The organism is Candidatus Brocadia sapporoensis (assembly GCF_001753675.2).
In the GTDB taxonomy this organism is placed as follows: Bacteria; Planctomycetota; Brocadiia; order Brocadiales; family Brocadiaceae; genus Brocadia; species Brocadia sapporoensis.
This window is the reverse complement of the sequence record NZ_MJUW02000040.1, coordinates 1-19064: the sequence shown is the minus strand read 5'-3', so window position 1 is coordinate 19064 and position 19064 is coordinate 1. Positions and strand designations below refer to the sequence as shown.

The 19064-nt window shown below is 43.7% G+C and carries 15 protein-coding genes and 1 riboswitch; all 15 genes read right to left on the bottom strand.

Features of this window, described 5'->3' with window-relative positions:
* Positions 1 to 13: 13 nt before the first annotated feature.
* On the bottom strand, positions 14 to 949 hold the full coding sequence (gene mdh, locus BIY37_RS03530) for a malate dehydrogenase (RefSeq protein ID WP_070066459.1): 936 nt from the start codon (positions 947 to 949) through the stop codon (positions 14 to 16).
* Positions 950 to 1404: 455 nt separating this feature from the next.
* A complete protein-coding gene (locus tag BIY37_RS03525) occupies positions 1405 to 1977 on the bottom strand; it encodes an MBL fold metallo-hydrolase (protein WP_179129268.1) in 573 nt (190 codons plus the stop codon).
* 317 nt (positions 1978 to 2294) lie between these two features.
* A complete protein-coding gene (phoU, locus tag BIY37_RS03520) occupies positions 2295 to 2969 on the bottom strand; it encodes a phosphate signaling complex protein PhoU (RefSeq protein ID WP_070066457.1) in 675 nt (224 codons plus the stop codon).
* Positions 2970 to 3097: 128 nt separating this feature from the next.
* Positions 3098 to 4009: an ATP-binding cassette domain-containing protein gene (locus BIY37_RS03515; RefSeq protein WP_070066456.1), complete on the bottom strand. Its 912-nt coding sequence runs from the start codon at positions 4007 to 4009 to the stop codon at positions 3098 to 3100.
* Between the two features lie 139 nt (positions 4010 to 4148).
* A complete protein-coding gene (gene modB, locus BIY37_RS03510) occupies positions 4149 to 4820 on the bottom strand; it encodes a molybdate ABC transporter permease subunit (protein WP_070066455.1) in 672 nt (223 codons plus the stop codon).
* A 259-nt stretch (positions 4821 to 5079) separates the two neighbouring features.
* A complete protein-coding gene (locus BIY37_RS03505; protein WP_070066454.1) occupies positions 5080 to 5289 on the bottom strand; it encodes a TOBE domain-containing protein in 210 nt (69 codons plus the stop codon).
* A 136-nt stretch (positions 5290 to 5425) separates the two neighbouring features.
* Positions 5426 to 6238, bottom strand: coding sequence for a molybdate ABC transporter substrate-binding protein (gene modA / locus BIY37_RS03500; RefSeq protein WP_080324822.1), 813 nt, complete (start codon positions 6236 to 6238; stop codon positions 5426 to 5428).
* 8 nt (positions 6239 to 6246) lie between these two features.
* Positions 6247 to 7713 carry a porin gene (locus BIY37_RS03495; RefSeq protein ID WP_080324821.1) on the bottom strand — a complete coding sequence of 489 codons (1467 nt, stop codon included), beginning with the start codon at positions 7711 to 7713 and terminating at the stop codon, positions 6247 to 6249.
* Between the two features lie 151 nt (positions 7714 to 7864).
* Positions 7865 to 8272, bottom strand: a complete 408-nt coding sequence (locus BIY37_RS03490; RefSeq protein ID WP_080324820.1) for a TOBE domain-containing protein — start codon at positions 8270 to 8272, stop codon at positions 7865 to 7867.
* A 159-nt stretch (positions 8273 to 8431) separates the two neighbouring features.
* Complete coding sequence (locus tag BIY37_RS03485) at positions 8432 to 8767, bottom strand: winged helix-turn-helix domain-containing protein (protein ID WP_201789378.1); 336 nt, start codon at positions 8765 to 8767, stop codon at positions 8432 to 8434.
* A gap of 203 nt (positions 8768 to 8970) precedes the next feature.
* Complete coding sequence (locus BIY37_RS03480) at positions 8971 to 10677, bottom strand: dynamin family protein (protein ID WP_070066450.1); 1707 nt, start codon at positions 10675 to 10677, stop codon at positions 8971 to 8973.
* A gap of 91 nt (positions 10678 to 10768) precedes the next feature.
* Positions 10769 to 10831: riboswitch (Fluoride riboswitch) on the bottom strand.
* A gap of 75 nt (positions 10832 to 10906) precedes the next feature.
* Positions 10907 to 14530: a chromosome segregation protein SMC gene (smc, locus tag BIY37_RS03475; protein ID WP_070066449.1), complete on the bottom strand. Its 3624-nt coding sequence runs from the start codon at positions 14528 to 14530 to the stop codon at positions 10907 to 10909.
* 398 nt (positions 14531 to 14928) lie between these two features.
* Complete coding sequence (locus tag BIY37_RS03470) at positions 14929 to 15663, bottom strand: anaerobic ribonucleoside-triphosphate reductase activating protein (protein ID WP_070066448.1); 735 nt, start codon at positions 15661 to 15663, stop codon at positions 14929 to 14931.
* A 150-nt stretch (positions 15664 to 15813) separates the two neighbouring features.
* Positions 15814 to 18258, bottom strand: coding sequence for an anaerobic ribonucleoside-triphosphate reductase (nrdD, locus tag BIY37_RS03465; protein ID WP_070066447.1), 2445 nt, complete (start codon positions 18256 to 18258; stop codon positions 15814 to 15816).
* Between the two features lie 17 nt (positions 18259 to 18275).
* Complete coding sequence (gene nrdR / locus BIY37_RS03460; protein WP_070066446.1) at positions 18276 to 18785, bottom strand: transcriptional regulator NrdR; 510 nt, start codon at positions 18783 to 18785, stop codon at positions 18276 to 18278.
* Positions 18786 to 19064: the final 279 nt, after the last annotated feature.

The window sequence follows — 19064 nt, the reverse complement described above, 5'->3', positions numbered from 1 at the left end:
CCTTGAAACAATTCTATAATAATTTCCCCACCTGTTCACACAGCGTTTTTACGGCTTCAGCCGACTTCTTTAAGGCAGCAGATTCTTCTGCGTTGAGTTTGATCTCAAAGATCTGTTCAATGCCATTTTCACCAAGCTTTACCGGCACACCCACGAAAAGTCCTTTGATATTATATTCTCCTTCACACAATGCAGCACAAGGCAGAATCTTTTTTTTGTCTTTTATGATAGACTCTACCATCTCTGCAACCGCTGCTGATGGGGCATAAAAGGCGCTACCCGTTTTGAGCAGGTTTACAATCTCTGCACCGCCATCCCTGGTACGTTTCACAATTGACTCCAGACGGGCCTTTGGTATCAATTCCTCTACGGAAACTCCTGCAACCGTGGTGTATCGTGTCAATGGGACCATGGTATCCCCATGCCCCCCCAACACAAAAGCGTGAATGTTTTCCACCGATACCTTGAGCTCCATTGCAATGAAAGTACGAAAACGCGCAGCATCCAGCACACCCGCCATGCCAATGACACGATGTTTTGGGAAAAGACTCGTTTTATAGGCCACATAGGTCATGGCATCCAGTGGGTTAGACACAATGATCAGGATGGCATTCGGTGATGTTTTTTTTATGTTTTCTACTACCCCTTTTACAATGCCAGCATTTGTTTTCAGCAAGTCATCTCTACTCATCCCTGGCTTTCTCGCTACGCCAGAGGTAATGACTACGATGTCGGAATCTCTCGTCTCCTCGTAGCCGTTTGTGCCATAAACCCTTGAATCATATCCATAGATCGGGGCAGATTCCAGGATGTCCAACGCTTTTCCTTGTGGCATGTCCTGGATAACATCCACCAGAACCACGTCACCCATTTCTTTTTCAGCAAGGCGCTGTGCTGTTGTAGCTCCCACGTTCCCGGCACCGATGACAGTTATCTTTTTTCTCGACACACAGACCTCCTTTTCTTCTTTTTTATATTACGATTTCGTTTAAGTACGGTGAAGAATATAGCACAAAATGATACAAAAACTCAATCGAAAACCGGTTCAAACTGATTCAACAAATTGCTCGCCGCACAACGATGTCATGTATTTCGTATCGCTTTCGTTTTTTGAAAAACTTTTGTGCCAATAAAAATAGCATGCATGGAGGAGGTAATATAGGGATTATCCCCATGCTCAAAGAATTCACCGTTGGCGAATCTTCTGCATTGACAAACAGGGTGGCACGGACAAACTCCGTTTGTCCGTGTGGAACTTACTCAACGTTAGACGATGCTCAATAAATCAAATAAATCACGACCTTAATTTAACCTGGAATGTTGAGTTCGTTTCATTCAAACCAGTCTCCAGTTTTGTAATTTTATAGTATTACATTTTTGTGTAAACACACATATCCTCCCCTCTTATCTAAAAAAGGGGTTGGCGTATTTTTCAATACCCACGGTGGTCATAGGCCCATGGGCAGGAAAGACCATCGTTTCGTCAGGCAGGGAAAAGATATGTCTGCGGATATGGTCGATCTGGCGTTTGGCCTCTTTTAGCGAACCGGCGCTGCCGGCCGTACCGCAAAAGAGGGCGTCACCGGTAAACACGCAACCGGGCACAGAGTATGAGATACCACACGGCGTGCGCCCCGGTGTGGGGAGTGCGTGAAATCGTAAATGTCCAGCCTCAATGACCTCACCACCCCGCAACGAATGGCTGACGGCATGGATCTCCCCCTCTCCGGCATAGCTTTGTACCTGGTAGCGGCTGGTAAACTCAGCAAATCCTTCGGTATGGTCCCAGTGGCCGTGCGTAACAAAGAGATACTGCAGCAGGATTTTTTGTTCTTTAACAAATGCATCAATCTCTTTGCTGAAACCGCCCGGATCGATAAACGCCCCAACACGTGTCACAGGGTCGGCCACCAAATATCCGTTGACAGGGAAGCTCCCTACCGTAAAACGTTTCAAAATCAGACCATTTATCATCATGCGGTGTTCTTTGGACAATGCGTGTATGACATGCATTGTCGGAATGAGCGCGAATTTGTGAAAAGGAATTTCGTAACCATTTGGTTTTCGAAAAATCCCCAACAATAACCATGTTTCTCATGCCGTGTAGGGACAGGCTCGAAACCTGCCCCTACAATAAATACCATTCATGCAAAATATTTTTTAAAAAACTAAATTGTTACCCTATTTCTTTATAAACTGCGGCATAAAATAATTGTGGATAGAGTGTCCTCTTTTTGGAAATATTCCGGAGTATTCGATATTACTAAAAATGCCGAAACTGTCTTTGGAAGGAGCTATGAAATCTCTTCCAGGCTGGTACTACGATGCTTGACAACCTTGGCCTTTACGATGTAGATGACTTCTTCAGCGATATTGGTGGAGTGATCAGCAATCCTTTCCAGATGACGGGAAATCAGAATCAGGTGCACTGCTCGTGTTATGTTTGCCGGGTCCTGCATCATATAGGTCAACAGCTCTCTGAATATCTGGTCATTCAAAGAATCTACGGTGGAATCACGTTCAGCGACAGCCCTGGCAAGCGCCGTATCCTTGTTCACAAACGCATCAATGCTGTCTTTCACCATGGTTTGGGTAATAGTTGCCATCCGGGGGATATCAATAAGTGGCTTCAGTTGTGGCTCCTGGTTCAGCGGAATCACCCGTTCTGCGATGTTGACAGCCAGGTCGCCCATACGTTCGAGGTTGTTGGTAATCTTAATTGCGGCGGTAATAAACCGGAGATCGATAGCCATGGGCTGTCGTAACGCAAGCAAGTCCACGCACTGTTTTTCAAGTTCCAGCTCCAGAGTATCAACCTGTTCATCGCTTTTCACTACCAGACTGGCCAATTCGCTATTCCGCTCAATCAGAGATTTTATGGCATTGGCAATTGCCGTTTCTACCAAAGACGCCATCTGAATAAGGTTTTTTCTCAGCGCTCCTAATTGTTGATCAAAATGTCGTTCCATAAAGTATTATCCGAATCTCCGGTGGATACATTTTCCAGTAATCTTTTTCAATGCTTGTAAAATGCCGCAGTGATGATATTATCCTCTCTTAGCTGTCCTTGCAATAAAAATTCCGTATTATCAGAAATCTACGCTATCTGTTGTATATTGTTCAGAACGTCTTGGGTCTCTGTTAAAACCTTACATAAGATTACGTCAGAAGATTTGGCACCAATCACCACATCGTCACCTATTACCAGGTTCAAACGACGCACTTCTTCCGTGTCGATGAGTGTCTTAAAATACTGGTCTTCATGCATAACGGTAACCGCAGCCATGATAGAGTCGGATTCTACGTCTACCACCTTACCCACAATCTGAATACGAGTGCTTAGTCTCCTGCCCATAAATATCTCTTCCGGTGTACCCCGTTTAATCACTTTACCCGACTCCAGCACGATCACATAGTCTGCCAGTTTATACACCTCAGTCACGTCGTGAGTTACATAGAGCGTGGTTATTTGAAGCTGTTTTATGATCCTTTTTAAATCCTCCTGTAACTGCCTGCGTGTCTCCCAATCCAGGGCTGAAAGCGGTTCGTCCAGAAGCAGGATATCTGGTCTCCTGGCCAGGGCGCGGATCAGGGCAACCCTTTGCTTTTGTCCCCCGGACAATTGAGCAGGATAGTAACGTTCATATCCGGATAATCCCGCCAGGGACAAAAGGTCTTTTGCTTCTTTCAATCTCTTTTTTTCTTTTATTCCATACGTTACGTTTCTTTCTACGGTTAAATGAGGAAATAAGGCAAAGTCCTGGAATACGAACCCCACGGAACGCCGCTGTGGCGGGATGTTGATTGTTTTTGACTCGTCATACCACACCTCTTCTCCCTTATGGATCATCCCACTGTCAGCCCTTTCCAGACCTGAAATAAGTCGTAATATACTCGACTTTCCAGACCCCGAGGGGCCAAACAAGGCTGTTATTTTTTCGTGAGGAATCTCAAAGTCTGCTTTTAGTCTGAATTCTTTCCAGGTTTTTTTAATACTAACTTTCAGCAAAACAGTACCTCCATATTATCATGACTACCCTCCAAAGATATTTTTTACATTTTTAGCAATGATATGGGAAAAATTAACCCGGACGGGGTTGACTCGCGAATTTCGTGTTTCGTGTTTTGTCTTTTCCGGCTTGTTCGGGTTAGAACATGCGCATAAAAAAACGTCTATTGATAAAATAGACTATCGTAAGTATTATAAATGAAAACGCAAGCAGAATGGCTGCGTAGATATTCGCAGTTCCGTAATTCAGCGCCTGCACCTCATCGTAGATAGCCACCGATGCAACCCTGGTAACTCCCGGGATATTTCCCCCGATCATAAGGACAACCCCAAATTCTCCTACGCAATGCGCAAAGGAGAGTATGCAGCCTGTTATAATACCTTGCCGGGAGAGCGGAAAAATAACAAAAAGGAAGGTATAGAATTTAGACCTGCCCAGACTCCATGATGCCTCAAGCAATTTTTTATCCACCCCGATAAAGGCCAGTTGAAAGGGGCGTATTGCAAAGGGCAGGTTATAGATAAACGAGCCCACAACAAGTCCCTGAAAGGAGAAGGCAAGTGTCTTATGAAAAACACCTGCATACCAACGCCCGGCAAAACCGTTTGCTCCAATGGCCATAAGGATGTAAAAGCCTAAAACTGTAGGTGGAAGCACGAGAGGCAGGGCCGTTACGGATTCCACAATGAACTTTAATCGCAACTTCGAGAATGCGAGCCAGTAGGCAAAAGGGATACCTAAGACAAACAAGAAAAGTGTTGTAATGGTAGCAAGCTTTAAGGTTAAAAGGAAAGGAGCTGCAAAATTCATGAAAAATCGTCCTGTAGTTTAAAGGATATGTGGTCTCTATGCATTTGTCCACATGGGTATCTTACATAATAACGATTAGTATGCAAGTAGTTTACGTTAATTATTCTGTCGCGTATTTTTTTCACACTTTTCCTGTTGTTGTAAGAGTTTTGTATATTGCTATTCCCCAAGACGATTCAAATACAGCCACCGCGCGAAAGCGCGGTGGCTGTATTTGAATCGTTTCTTACTCTTTACCTGATGTCTGTTTCCTCAGTGGTTAGTCTACCATAATCATTACATTGGATGCCTTGATGACCGCATAAACTTCTTTGCCTTTTACCAGTTTCATCGTTTCTGCAGAGTGTTTCGTAATGATTGATACGATTTCACCCCCTCCAGGCAATTCTATATCCACCTCCGTGTCCACCATACCATGCTTCACTTCCTTGACCTTACCTTTTAAAATATTACGAGCGCTGATCTTCATACCTTGCTCCTTTCATGCGGAGAAGGTTCCAGATCACCAATCTCCATGACAAATTAGGATATCTGGGTCCTCTGGGAAAAACCATTCCCCCTTTATAAACAAGTTTGCTATATTTTTTATGATAAATATGGCTAATCTATTTTGGAAGTGAATAACCATATTTCAAAAATACTTTCTCCCCTTTTTTCCCTTGCACAAATTCCAGGAATTTTTTGACATCGGACTTACCTTTGCCTCTTTGTAAAATAGTGTAAGCTTGTCCAAGCTTGTTATACGATTCGGCGGGGATGATCCAGTAATCTCCGTCGTTCTCCATTTTTGGTGAAATTGCCTGAGACAGGGCGATAATCCCCACATCAGCCGCACCTGATAGGACGAATTGCGCCGTTTGCGAGATATTTTCCCCGAAGACCAGCTTGTCCTGAACCTTGTCCCACAATCCATAGTATCGAAGCGCCTCCTCTGCCGCCATACCATAGGGTGCAAGTTTTTGATTTGCAATAGCCAGCTTTTTTACTTTGTTATCAGAAACTAAAGGTAACCCTTTCCGGGGATTTAGTGAAGAACTCCTCGGTATCCAGAGCACAATGCTCCCAAAGGCGTAAATCTTGCTCTCACCCTTTACCGCCAAACCTTCATCTTCGAGGCGCACGGGATAGGTTGTATCGGCTGAGAAAAAGATATCAAAAGGCGCCCCCTGTTTAATCTGGGCAAAGAAATTACCGGAAGAACCATACGATACCTCTGCAACAATGGTAGGATGCTCCTTCTTAAATCCTTTGATAATATCATTCATGGCAGGGTTCAGATTGGCGGCGGCAGCAATAAGGATTTTTTCCTCTGCCAGAACTGGATTGTGAAAAGCCATCACCAAAAACAGCAACCACGTTACACATGCAACTGGAATAAATTTTGTAACCAGCCCTTTAGACCTTCTCAAATTCATCATATCCTCCCCTAAAATATCAATTGATACTGTAATCTGAATCTGTTTTCATTGTTGTTTCCATCTGTGGTTTCTGTTACATAGCGAGCCACATCGGTCTGTATCTTTGAACGATGACCACGGAAGTAATAATTGATGCCCGCTGAATACTCCTTCTGAATATCATCCGGCACATCTTGATTGGGATCTAACAAAGAGTAACGGGCCCCGACCTCCAGTTTTTTAGGGATTACAAAATAACCTGCCTGAGTATAGAAACCGTCTGAATTTATCGTATCACCACCGATATCTTTATCGGGATTTTCCGATCTTATGTAATAGCCACTATCCCACGTAAACCCTTTGTATCTCATACCCAGATCAAAGTTACCAACCACAACATTGGTATCCGCCAGCTTCGTGTCATTATCTTTTGCATTATAGATTACTGAAGCGCCAGCCGTTGCCTTAAATTTTTCTGTGTATTTCAGGTCAGTTTCGTCATAATAATCATAGATTCCAAAAGGATTGTATCGTGCACTGAGCACATACATGAGATGATTGTCAATGTTTTCATCCTTTCCATAGGTTTTTAAGGGATTCTGACCAGCGCCGCGAAAAACGGACGCATGGTATTCCACGTGGCCATCAAAAGGCAAACCATAGATGTCCAGACCATAATCCCTGTCCTGTTTAAAATCATTGGTGGCAATTGACCTGTCCTGGAAGAGAAGCTTAAAAGCTGCTGCTTGCCACTGGCGGCTGGCCGGCACTTTAAAATACCCTGTCTTTATATTAAGTGCAGCGAGCGGTGTCCAGTAGACATAATAGTCCCACATAGTTACATTATAGCTATCGCCGCTAAGTTCCACGTAATAATTCAAGTCCTTGCTATAAATGTTACCGCCAAAGCAGACCCGTGCCCTGCGCAAATCAATATCGGCTATATCCGTTTGATGAAAATCCTCGTCCCTGTCTCTGTAGGTAAAACGCATCTGCATTCTGAAACCCATGTTTAAAGAATATTTCCCATCCCTTGTTTGAAAGCCTATCGAGGTTCTTTCTCTGTCGGGCGTATAGTAGCCGTTAACAGATTCGTATTTGCCGGGCAAGCCTAATCCCAGTTTTTCCCGCGCCTCATCGGATGCGAGGTAGTTCCCTACCTCCTGTTTCATTTCCTGCTTTACCTCTTCTTTAATCTCCTCCTTTGCAACGGCCACCGGTTTCTCACTTACCGCTTCGATACGGTTTTTCAATTCCTTGATTTGCTCCTGCTGGCTCAATGCCAGTGCCTCCATCTCTTTCATCATTTTCTGCTGTACGAGAAACGCTTTCTCCATTTGGTTTAATTGCTTTTTTAACTCATCTGTTTCACCGTTAGCTGGCTCCTTGTTCTGAACGACATCCTGGGCGCTTACGTTCTGCGCCACACCATCAGCATATACAACACAGAATACCAAAGCCAGAGACATACTATATACAGACCAGGTACTTCGCATCTACCCCTCCTTTCGTTGTTGTTATATCATTATTGACATAGCGAATATAAATAAAAATGGATGTCCGATTTACACAACCTGCCCTGTGCGGTATTTCAAATATCACACCTGAAAATCATTTATCGTGCATACCACCACATTCTCTTCACGGTTAAATTTCCTTCGATAATATCAATTCTGTCGATTTTACGATTGCCGTGACTTCATCGTCCGTGCTAATTCCCATATCCTTTAGCGATGTACTCGTAATAATAACATGGAGCATATCACCTTGAGATTCCACAAAAACCTTTGACAATACATCTCCCTGAACAATATCTCTCACAACGCACTTGACCTTGTTTCGCGCGCTCAGCATTCCTGAAAAGGATTTTGCAAGCATGATGTCCGTACCCTTGATAAGCGCAGAAATCGTGTCACCCACCGCAAGGTGCATGTCATCACACGAAGCCCTTGTGATGATGACGCTCAGAGGAACGTCCTTCCACAAGATTTGTACATGTGCATGAATCTGTCCCCGAGTTATACTGATAATTGTCCCGCAAAGTCTGTTTGCCATATTTTAACCGAACAAGCCGGAGAAAAATATTCAAGGAGAAAGGAGGAAAAAGGGGGAAATATTTCAATTCTTTTTTTTTATACCCTTCGTTTCTCCACTCTCCCATATTCGTATTTCTTGTACAATTTCTTGCAAAAAAAGCGAAAATACTTTTGTCCGCTATGATTTCTTTTTATCGAAAATATTTTTGAATTCCCTTTCCATTAATAAGTTCATCCGGTTTGTGTATTTTTCGAATTTCCGGATGAGCTCCCTTGCATCTGGCGTCAGGGTAGCCCCGCCTCCACCCTTTCCTCCGGTAGTAACCTCCAATAACTTTATACCTAACGCCTTCTCTGTGGCCTTGATCTTTCCCCAGGCAGCCCGGTACGACATCCCCAACTCCTTCGCCGCTGCATTCAAAGATCCCAAACGATCTACCGCTTCCAATAACATCCTCCTTCCCTCGGCGAAGGCCACGCCACCATTTTTTTCAAACCATATCTTACATTTCACATTCATATTCGGGAGGAGTTATATCATATAAGGCATAACGCTGTCAAGAAAAATATTTACGAAAAGAAATACCCGCTTCCCCTTTAAAAAGAGAGGTTTGTTTATGCATGTTTGTGTCAGAATACCATCTGTTCTGTCTTTACGTCCATCAGATTTACGGAGTTCCACACCCTTTCCAGATTTTCTTTCTGCTCTTCCAGAGCTCAGGTCTTGTTCGTTAATACCCCTTGCTCAAGCCGTATCGACTCACTACCCGCGCTTCGTCTCTCTTGTCCTTTTTGTATGGCCTGTTCTATCTGTGCAATAAGGTCATTCCCAAGCTCTTTCAGTTGTTTCGAATAATGGTCAATGGTTTTACTGATCCTTGCTGTAAGGTCTGAGCGTGTCCTGCCACAATTCCTGCCCACATCGGAGGACACCCGCTCCATCATCTCGTTCAAGACCATCTTTCTGCTCATGGATTTCGGCAAGAGGATGCGCAGGATGGACTTGACTTCTTCTTCCGTAGGGGCGGTATATTCCTGGATCATGTAATAAAAACCGGTATCCCTGGCTAGTTCAACGGAAAATTCACATTGTTCCATAGATACCTCAAAGAGTATTTCGGCAGCCGTTTTGAACTCGTTGATAATATTATTGGAACGCCTTGTAAAACGATTAAAGGTTTCTTGAATATTATTTGAGATTACCTTCTCGGTATCCTTTCTGAATGCATCGAATCCCCTGATGATCTCCTCCTTGATAACCTTCTGCATTTCGTCCCTTAAAACGGTGGGATTGGGATCAGGATTTTTTTCATAGAAATCCGTGAGACACTGCTTGACTCTTGGAGTCTCCTTTTCTTCTAAAATCTTTAACATCTCCTCCACCTTGAAACACAGCTTGTCTGATTCGCCCTTGAGCAGATATTTCATATCTTCCCTGTCCTGCTTCAGGTTCCCTACAAGCTGATGAAATGTGTTAATCTTATTTTCTAACTCTTCTCCGGAGGCCTCCATAGTCTTTTTCTCTATGGCTATCTGGGATAGTTTCTGGGAGACAAACCGCTTTGTCCTGGATATGGTGGTATTCAGGACGATTTTACCTTTCTCGAAAGAGAGAAAACTCCCTAAGGCATCTTCCAGCCCCAAAAGACCGCTCTGCGAAAGTTGAATGTCATTATTCACAGTTTTCGCCTTCAGTGCTTCCCTGGCTGAGACAGGCCAGATTTCCTGAACGGTAAACCCCATCTCCTCCAGTACCTGTTTATTGAAGGCGGCTATTTCTTCAATCTCTTTTGCAGTAAAATTATCAATCTTATTCAAGACAAAGAATATCTTCCGGGTAGAGCCTTTGATGGTATCGAGGAGTTCTTTTTCTACCTGTGAGACAGGAACATCGGCGCTCATAAGGAACAATGCCGCATCCAGGTGGTCTAAAAATTCATAGGTCGTTTCTGTATTGTGCAGAAAGGTGGATCCCACTCCCGGCGTATCTACCAGCAGTATCCCTTTTTCGAGGAAAGGGGATGGATACCCGATGCGTGCGCATCGTACGCCTCGTATATTTTTAGGATTCCCCTTTTCTGTCACATATTCAGGAAGTTCCTCTATGCAAATCTTCTTTTCGCTGCCATCCTTCATGGAGACCAAACAACCAATCTCTTCACCATACTTTATGATCGTCACGATAGAGGTCAGCGGCACTATGGAAGAGGGAAGTATCTCCTCGCCGATCAGGCTATTAATAAGAGTTGTCTTGCCCCTTTTAAATTGTCCTAAAACCACCAGATTAAAACAATTTGATATCAACTGTTCTTTGACCATGAACAGCCTGTTGTCCTTGGCCCCCACATCATTCCTCATCAATGCCTCGACATTTTCAATGATGCCCAGTATTTCGATCTTATGCCTTATAAATTCTTCTAACATGGAACAATTCCTCCATAACAAAAAACCCCTGTCGAGACTTTGTCTTTGACAGGGGTTCTTATAAATAAAAAAACTCCTATCGAAGTATTTAGCTTCAATAGGAGTTATCAGCTATCACATAGCAATTAAGGCGAACTCCATCGCCTGAATCTTAATTATGATTTGGAATATACTAAGTGCTCAGTTTTTTGTCAAGCAAATTTACAAAGGTAAACCGTCGTTAAAGATTTTACGCAACCTTCTTCTCGATTTCCTCGAATTTAACGGCCACCTTCATAGATACGCCCGGTTCTTGCATGGTAATTCCGTACATTACATCGGCAACGCTCATGGTCACCTTGTTGTGGGTAATTACGAGAAATTGCGTGTCTTTGGTAAATTCCTTCAGAATGTGGGTAAACCTATTTATGTTGCTCTCATCCAGGGCGGCATCTGCCTCGTCCAGGATGCAGAATGGGCTGGGTTTTGATTGGAATACTGCAAAAAGGAGCGCTACGGTGGTCATTACCTTTTCACCACCGGAGAGGAGGGTAATTGAACGGAGTTCTTTACTGGGTGGCTGCGCCATGATCTCAATGCCCGCCTCCAGGATGTCCACATTTTCCTCCAGGATTATGTCGCCTTTACCCCCGCCAAATAATTTTCGGAACATCACCTGGAAATTCTGGCGGATGTCGTTGAATACTTTTTCAAACAATTCGCGGCTGGTATGGTTGATCTTTTTTATCAGATTCTGCAGCGCATCCTGGGATTTCTCAAGGTCTTCTTTCTGATTTACCAGAAATGTCTCGCGAATCTCCAGCTCATCTTGCTCTTTGATGGCCTCCAGGTTCACATTCCCCAGCCTTCCGATCTTTCCCTGCAGTTCCTCGATTTCCTTGGAAACTGTCTCCCAAAAATCAACCTGGAGTTGGGTTGGATCGGTAGATTCCGGCTGTGACGTGGTGAGTTCCAATTTAATTTCATCGGTAGTATTATCTAAATCTGACAACTCAACGTGATATTCCTCCCGTACACGCTCTTCAAGATTGGAGAGACGGATGTGATACTCGTTTTCCTTGAGTTTTAATTCCTGGATCTGTTGCTCGAAGTGTTTCTGCTCTGCACGCTTTTCATCAAGGTGTTCCTTCAATTCTGTGGTTTTCAGATTATGGCCATCCCGCTCCGTCTTGCAAGAAACTATCGACTCTTCCAAAGCTATCCTTTGTGTATCGAGTTCACGGAGAAGAAGTTCCATGTGTTTAATCTCCGCTTCAGCTTCCTGCTTTTTTTTCTGACACTCCTCGCGTTCTCGCATGCTCAGGGTAATCTGTTCTTGTGCTTCCAGTAACTCGGCATCGAGTTTATGCGACGCTTTGTCCAGACCGTCTTTCTTTTCCTGTCTTTGCGCAAGGCCGATTTTAACCGCAGTTATTTCCTCCTGAACATTCTTTTTTAAAAGCTCTTTTTCTTCCACAAGCATAGCAGACTCTTCAACCTGTTGTTCTAACTGCTTGTGTTGCTGATTGAAATGCATTAATTCTGCCTGTAAACTTCGCTCACGTTCAGAAGCGTTTTCCACTTCCACATCGATCTCTTCCATCTCATTTTCATTGATTTTTTTCTCTGCCGTGAGTTCGTCCCGCTTCTGTTCATTTTGGGTAATCTCATTGTCCTTTGAAATCTTCAGGATGTTTATCTGTTCGATTCTCTTTGCCAGCTGGGCAGTTTCCACTTCAAGTCCGGTAATTTCCTCGATGTGATATTGTTTGTCCATTTCCAATTTCTCAAGGATTTGCCGGATGTGAATCAATTCCTCCTCGATCTTCTTCAGCTCGCTTTTCCGGGATATGATGCCCACCTGCCCTTGCTTCTTGCCACCGCTGAGCGCACCGTCGGGTTCTAGCAGTGCGCCGTCAAGGGTAACGTACCGGACAGTACGATTGTTGCAGCCCATGGCAAGTGCGGCGGTAAGATCCTTTACAATGATTGTATTATTCAGAAAACCATCGACCACCTTGCAAACCGCTTCCGTACTGTTAACGAATTTGCGTGCGACACCGACGACATCGGGTTTTTGCAGAATTTCTTCAGGAATAGAGGGGTAGTCATTGGTTCTATCCAACGGGAAAAAGATTGCGTGTCCTTTTTGACTCTTCTGCAGGAATGCAACCGCCTGGACAGCATTATCGGTGGTATCGGTGATAATCCCCTGAACCCTTTCACCGAGGGCAGTCTCGATAGCCAATGCATATGGGAGGTCGACTTTAACCAGATCGGCAATCATGCCCCGGATGCCGCTTACGGCTGCGGGATCCTTTTTGGACTCATCCAAAATAGCCTTTGCACCGGATTCTACACCCTCCGCACGCATTTCAAAATCCATAAGCACTTCATGGCGGGAGATCTTACTGCTCTGCAATTGTTTTTGCTGATTGATTTGTTCGTCCAGAGAACGCATCATACTCACGAGTTCTTGTATACGTCCTTTTGAGGTGGATAGTTTCTGGTCTAAGCCATGAAATTCTTCCACGAGGGTATTCTTTTCCTTTGTAATCTCCTCATATTTGGACGTCAGGATATCCACGACTGAAGTAATTTCCTCTTGTCTTCTGGAAAGCCGTATTTTTCTGCCTTTCAAGGCGTCTTTTTCGGTGGTCAGGCTGCCAATTTCATTCTGGAGGCTGGATTCTTGTTGAAGGATCGAGATAACCTCGGACTTCTTTTCGTCAATACCCTGATACAGCATGTCGCATTCGAAGCTGATCTCTTTCTGGAAAACCTCTTTTGCCTTCTGGATATCAGCAAATTTTATCATTTCCTGCGTTACGGTATTCACCATTTCCTTTGTCTCTGTAATCTTGTTGTTTACCTCAAGCACTTTGTTTTCGAGACCCTTTTGTTGTTCAGCATATTTTTCACGGAGCATTTCCAATTCTTTCATGCGTTCGTGATTATATTTTATTTTGTCCTGATTTTTAGAGATTTGCGTCTCCAAATTTATCCGTTCCGTCTGCATCTGCGACAATTGCTTCTCTAATTGCCCTACTATGCCCTCAATTGCCGTTATTTGCACTTCAAGCTCGTTCAATCCGGCAACGATCGCGTTGTTTTGTTCTACTGCCTGGTTGACCTGCTCAGAAATAGTTGTCTTTTTCCCTTTGAAATCACGATAGTTCCGTAGCGAGAGACCGATCTTTAATTTTTTGAGATGTTCTACATATTCCTGGTATTTTCGCGCCTTTGACGCCTGGAGCTTCACCGACCGGAGCTGCTTCTGCAGTTCCTCAACAATGTCACCAACCCGGAGGAGATTTTGTTCAACATGTTCAAGCTTACTCAAGGCTGTTTTTTTACGCGATTTAAACTTGCTGATACCGGCTGCTTCTTCAAACAATGTCCGTCTCTCACGAGAATCCGCCTGCAGCATGGCCTCCACGTTGCCCTGCTCAATGACAGAATAGGCATTTGCTCCAAAACCAGTATCCAGAAAAAGCTCGCGGATATCTTTTAGTCTGCTTGCCTGTTTGTTGAGAAAATATTCAGATTCTCCCGAGGTGTACAAACGGCGGGTTATACAGACCTCGGAGTATTCGAGAGGTAACAGTCCTTTATTATTTTGGATGGTCAGGGATACCTCGGCATAACCCAGGGATGGACGTTTATCCGTTCCATTGAAAATCACATCTGCCATTTCGTTGCCCCGAAGTGACTTTACGCTCTGCTCACCAAGCACCCACTTGAGCGCATCAATGACATTGCTCTTCCCGCATCCATTCGGTCCCACAATGACGGTTATTCCATCCTCAAAGGCGATTTCAGTTTTTTCTGCGAAAGATTTAAACCCAAATAATTCCAGTTTTTTTAGTCTCATGATCCTGACAATTTAAAATAATAAAAGAAACATCCGTTACTAAAAAGGGGTATTTCGCTAGTGCGAAATACCCCTTTATCATTATACATACTACATTTGGTCTCTGAAATGAAAATATGAAAATATTTTATACATTAACCATGAATATTGAGTACCTATACGATATACAAATTTTTACCTTTTGCTAAAATAGCAAACTTCTAAATCTAAGAGTATCTTAAAAGATTTTTAAAATACTATACAAACGCACTGTCGTTTATTTATTTCTTTGCTGTTTTCTTAGTACTTTTCTTTGCAGTTCCTTTTGATGTCTTTGAAGAACTTCCACACTTCTTTGCCGCCATAGACAATCACCCCCTTTCTCTGACCTGGTATGAGACCAAAATAGTATAATGAAATTACCAATTTCTTTGCAAAACCTTCCCTTCTTCACCGCGCACACAGCAGTAATCGACATATTTGCCAGCTCGTGCCGCAAAATCCCTTAGCATTTCGGCGGGATACGGTTCAATCTTTAACATCCCGGTATCCAGACAATGATTCGGTCGAAAAGCCTGGAGAATATAACGCCACGCACCCTGGATAGTTCTGGCGATTTCTTCAATATCGTCTCCATCAAGCTGTGTCGGACAGACGGTAGTCCTAAATTCGTACTCAATACCGCTTTCCATGATAATCCGGATACTCTCCTGAATATCATCAATATTACAAGGCACCCCAGAAACCAGTTCATATTTTCTCTGCTGAAGGGGGGCCTTGATATCCATGGCCACGCAATCCAGCAGTTTTTTAGCAATTAAATCTTTTAAGATATGAGGATTTGTGCCATTGGTATCCAGACGTACCACAACTCCCGTATCTTTCAACGATGTCAAAAATCCATCGAGATGTTTATGTGAGGTTGGTTCGCCACCCGTAACAACAACGCCGTCAACCCACCCACGATTTTGTCTCATCTTGTCAATCACTGCATCAGCGGGAATAGATTCTAAATCATTCGGTGATTGTACTAAATGAGGAGCATGACAATAAGGGCAACGAAAGTTGCAGGTAGGCAAAAAGACTATTGATACAATCTTCCCTTCCCACTCGATTAAACTATTCTCTATAAATCCCTTAATTGGAACAACCATTCTATGTCACGATTAGAATGAACGGGTTAAACGGAGAAAACCCGTCTTTTTGTCTATTTTTATTGGATGCGCTCCGCTTCACCCATTCAGCATACTATTTACAGGAGCACAAAATTTTGTACCCCTGTTTTGAAATTTCTGTACCTGAATTTAACACTTCGTTGTGCATGGTTCCGCAGGCATTCGGTCCTTTTTGGGCAAGAAATCATTTACCGTATAATTGCCCTTGTGCCTGTCTGCCAGTTCACCAATCTTGGATTTGTTCCAGTTATTAATACGGCTGAAATATCCCACTATCCGTGAAATCCCGTACACATTCCTGGAACCGCAGTGTCCGCAGGTATCGGTAAGTTTTTGGGTAACCTTCTTGCAATCGTTGCAAATAGTAAATTCCGGGGAAATGGTAACCTGCGCAGCCTGGGTATTCTTAAAGGTCTTTTTGACCAGATTCATGATGCTGGAAGCCGGCGGCCTTTCTTCACCTACAAATGCATGGATAATTGCACCCGATTCAATCATCGTATGGAACTTGCTCTGAAGGAATATCCTGGTAATCATATCCACCGGAGCATCCGGACGCAGATGTACGCTATTGGTGTAATAGAATTCATCCTTTTCGATATTCCCTTTAACCATTTCTGCTGCTTCCGGATAATTCCTAACATCAACCTTTGCCAGCCGCCTGCTGGCGCTTTCTGCAGGGGATTCTTCTAAGGAAAATTTCAGCTTATATTTTCTGCCTGCCTCCTTAACGCGCATATACATGTGAGAAATGACCCGTAATCCCAGCTTAATCATATCATCGCCTTCATGCAATTCCCTTCCGGTCATAAATTGCAGACATTCATTCAATCCCAGGATACCCACGATGTAGGTCGAGGTCTCCAGATCCACATAAGGGCGTCCATCCTTTGCCTTCTTGCCAATTTCCCAAAGGGGCATCTCGGGGCTGGCCATCAATTTCGTAACAAACGCCTTTTTCTGAATATGCGCCTTGACGGCAATCTCAATGCCCTTGTCGATCTCTTTGTACAATGCGTCCCAATTGCCTCTACCTGCCCGGTAGGATGCCTGTGGCAGGTTAACCGTAATATTCTGAAATCCGCAAAAACGCATACTTTCCGGATGTTTGATCATATAATTGTCATCTATCGTGGTACGCAAACGGCAGCAGGCAGAGAGGGTAATTTCATCCCTGTCGAAGATAAAATAGGGAACGCCATTTTCACTGGCAATCTGGCAAGCATATTCAAGGATTTCGTATTGCTTCGGATCGTTAAGGGTGTCCTCATTGATATGAAAATCGCATTTCGGAAAAGCAAAGACATGGCCATAACAATCTCCTTCACGCCATACATCCAGCATTGCCAGGGTAAATTGCCGCGCCGTTTCTTCGTACTCCCCATAGGTCTTTCCTGTCGGTTTCCCGCCAGGACCGATAGCAGGAATATTCCTTAAATATCGCGGGATACCGGTATGGACATTAAAATCCAGAAACAAGGTCTGGCCTCCGCGGGAAAAAGCACTCTGGGAACAACTAAAGATCAGATGCTGTGCTTCCTGTTTCATCTCTGCATAACTCATTCCTTCCAGATAAGGGGCATACATAATATTGACATATGCTACACCGAGAGCCCCGGCGTAATAGGCCTGCATTGAAGCCAGAAAGGTATTCAAGTGACCCGTCAGTGTACGCGCATGCTTTGCAGGCGCTGATTCTGTGTCCAGGTTTTGGAGCGACAATCCGTATTTTTTCAGATATTCAAGAGAGTGGGAAGAGCAATATACCCTTGTCGGATAACCAAGGTCGTGAATGTGCACCATCCCATTAAGATGGGCATCTGCCACATCTCGTGAAAATACCTCCTGAAGGGCATACTGCTTTAAGGTATTTTCAGCAATTGCAAGATTAATTGCCTCCGGATTATTCGTGGCAATATTGCTGTTCTCCTTGTTCTTTGACATGATTAACTCTTCGAGATCGTACTTAGGCATACCGATCACGGCTTGCTTTTCGAGTTTCTTACTGTAGCCCCTCTCAAAGAGTTCATTATCTACCAGCTCGCGTATCAATGCCGTGGAAATGCGATTTAATCCGGAAGAAAATACCCGCTGCTCAACAACGCCAGCAATTTCAGATGCAATCCCTTCGGAAAGATCTGCTTCCTTCTCCAGGGCACCCGCAATCTTTCTCTTATCCCAGGGAAAAGTTTCGTCTTTTGTCTCGGTATCGACCAAAAGGGAAACATCCGTGGTGTCTGCCCGCTTTTTCGTTTGTTTTCTCACCCGAAGGGATTCCCGGGTCCTTGCCCTTTTATCACGATAAAGGATGTATGCTTTGGACGTTTTGGCATGTCCTGTTTCGATGAGCACCTTCTCTACGACGTCCTGTATCTCTTCAATACTGGGGTTTTGTCCTGCATGCTTTTTTTCTAAAAACATGGTAACAACAACCGCTAGTTCGTCTGCCAGTGCGCGGTCATTCCCCCCCACCGCCTGTGCCGCCTTGAAGATAGCATCAGCAATCTTTTTTTCATTAAAAGGCACTAATCTTCCATCGCGTTTTACTACGTACTCTATTGTTGTTGTATTCATTTTCCCTTCCCTTTGGTCTAATGTTGAAGAGATATACTGCGGGAGCTATTACTCCCGTCCTTTTTTTTCTTTTTTTCGTTCGTCATTAACGGTTTTAATTCGTCAATAAATTCAGAAATGTCCTTGAATTCCCGATACACCGATGCAAAACGTACATAAGCCACAGCATCAAGGATCTTTAGTTTTTGCATTACCAGCGATCCAATGAAATTCGTAGTTACCTCCCGATCGAATTGGTTGTAAATTTCACGTTCAATTTCGTTTACAATATTTTCCAAGGTGTCTGTCGATATCGGCCTCTTCTCGCATGCCTTCTCCAGTCCCTTCAGTATCTTTCTGCGATCAAAAGACTCCCGCGTTCCATCCTTCTTAACGACACGCAACGGACTCTCTTCGATCCGTTCATAGGTTGTGTACCGGCGGCCACAGCCCAAACATTCCCGCCTTCGTTTAATACTCAGGCCATCTATCGATGTTCGGGAGTTAATAACTTTATCGTTGTCTACCTTGCAAAATAAACATTGCATAAAGTTTGCCGAGAAATGGTTATTGAACTGGATATTTTGGATACGTTCGTTTGTTCGAAAAAGCTATATATACGACAGGCGAGAATATATAATATACAATATATATATGTCAAGGAGATTTTTGAAAAAGAGAAAAAATCCTATAGTTTAATGGTTTTTCTGACTAATAACATTAACAACAAGATCCATTTTTTAGGCGATATTATATTTTTTTACACACCGAATCAGCATTGTCCGGTTAGGAAATTGCGTAATACAGGTATCAAGAAAAACGAGAAA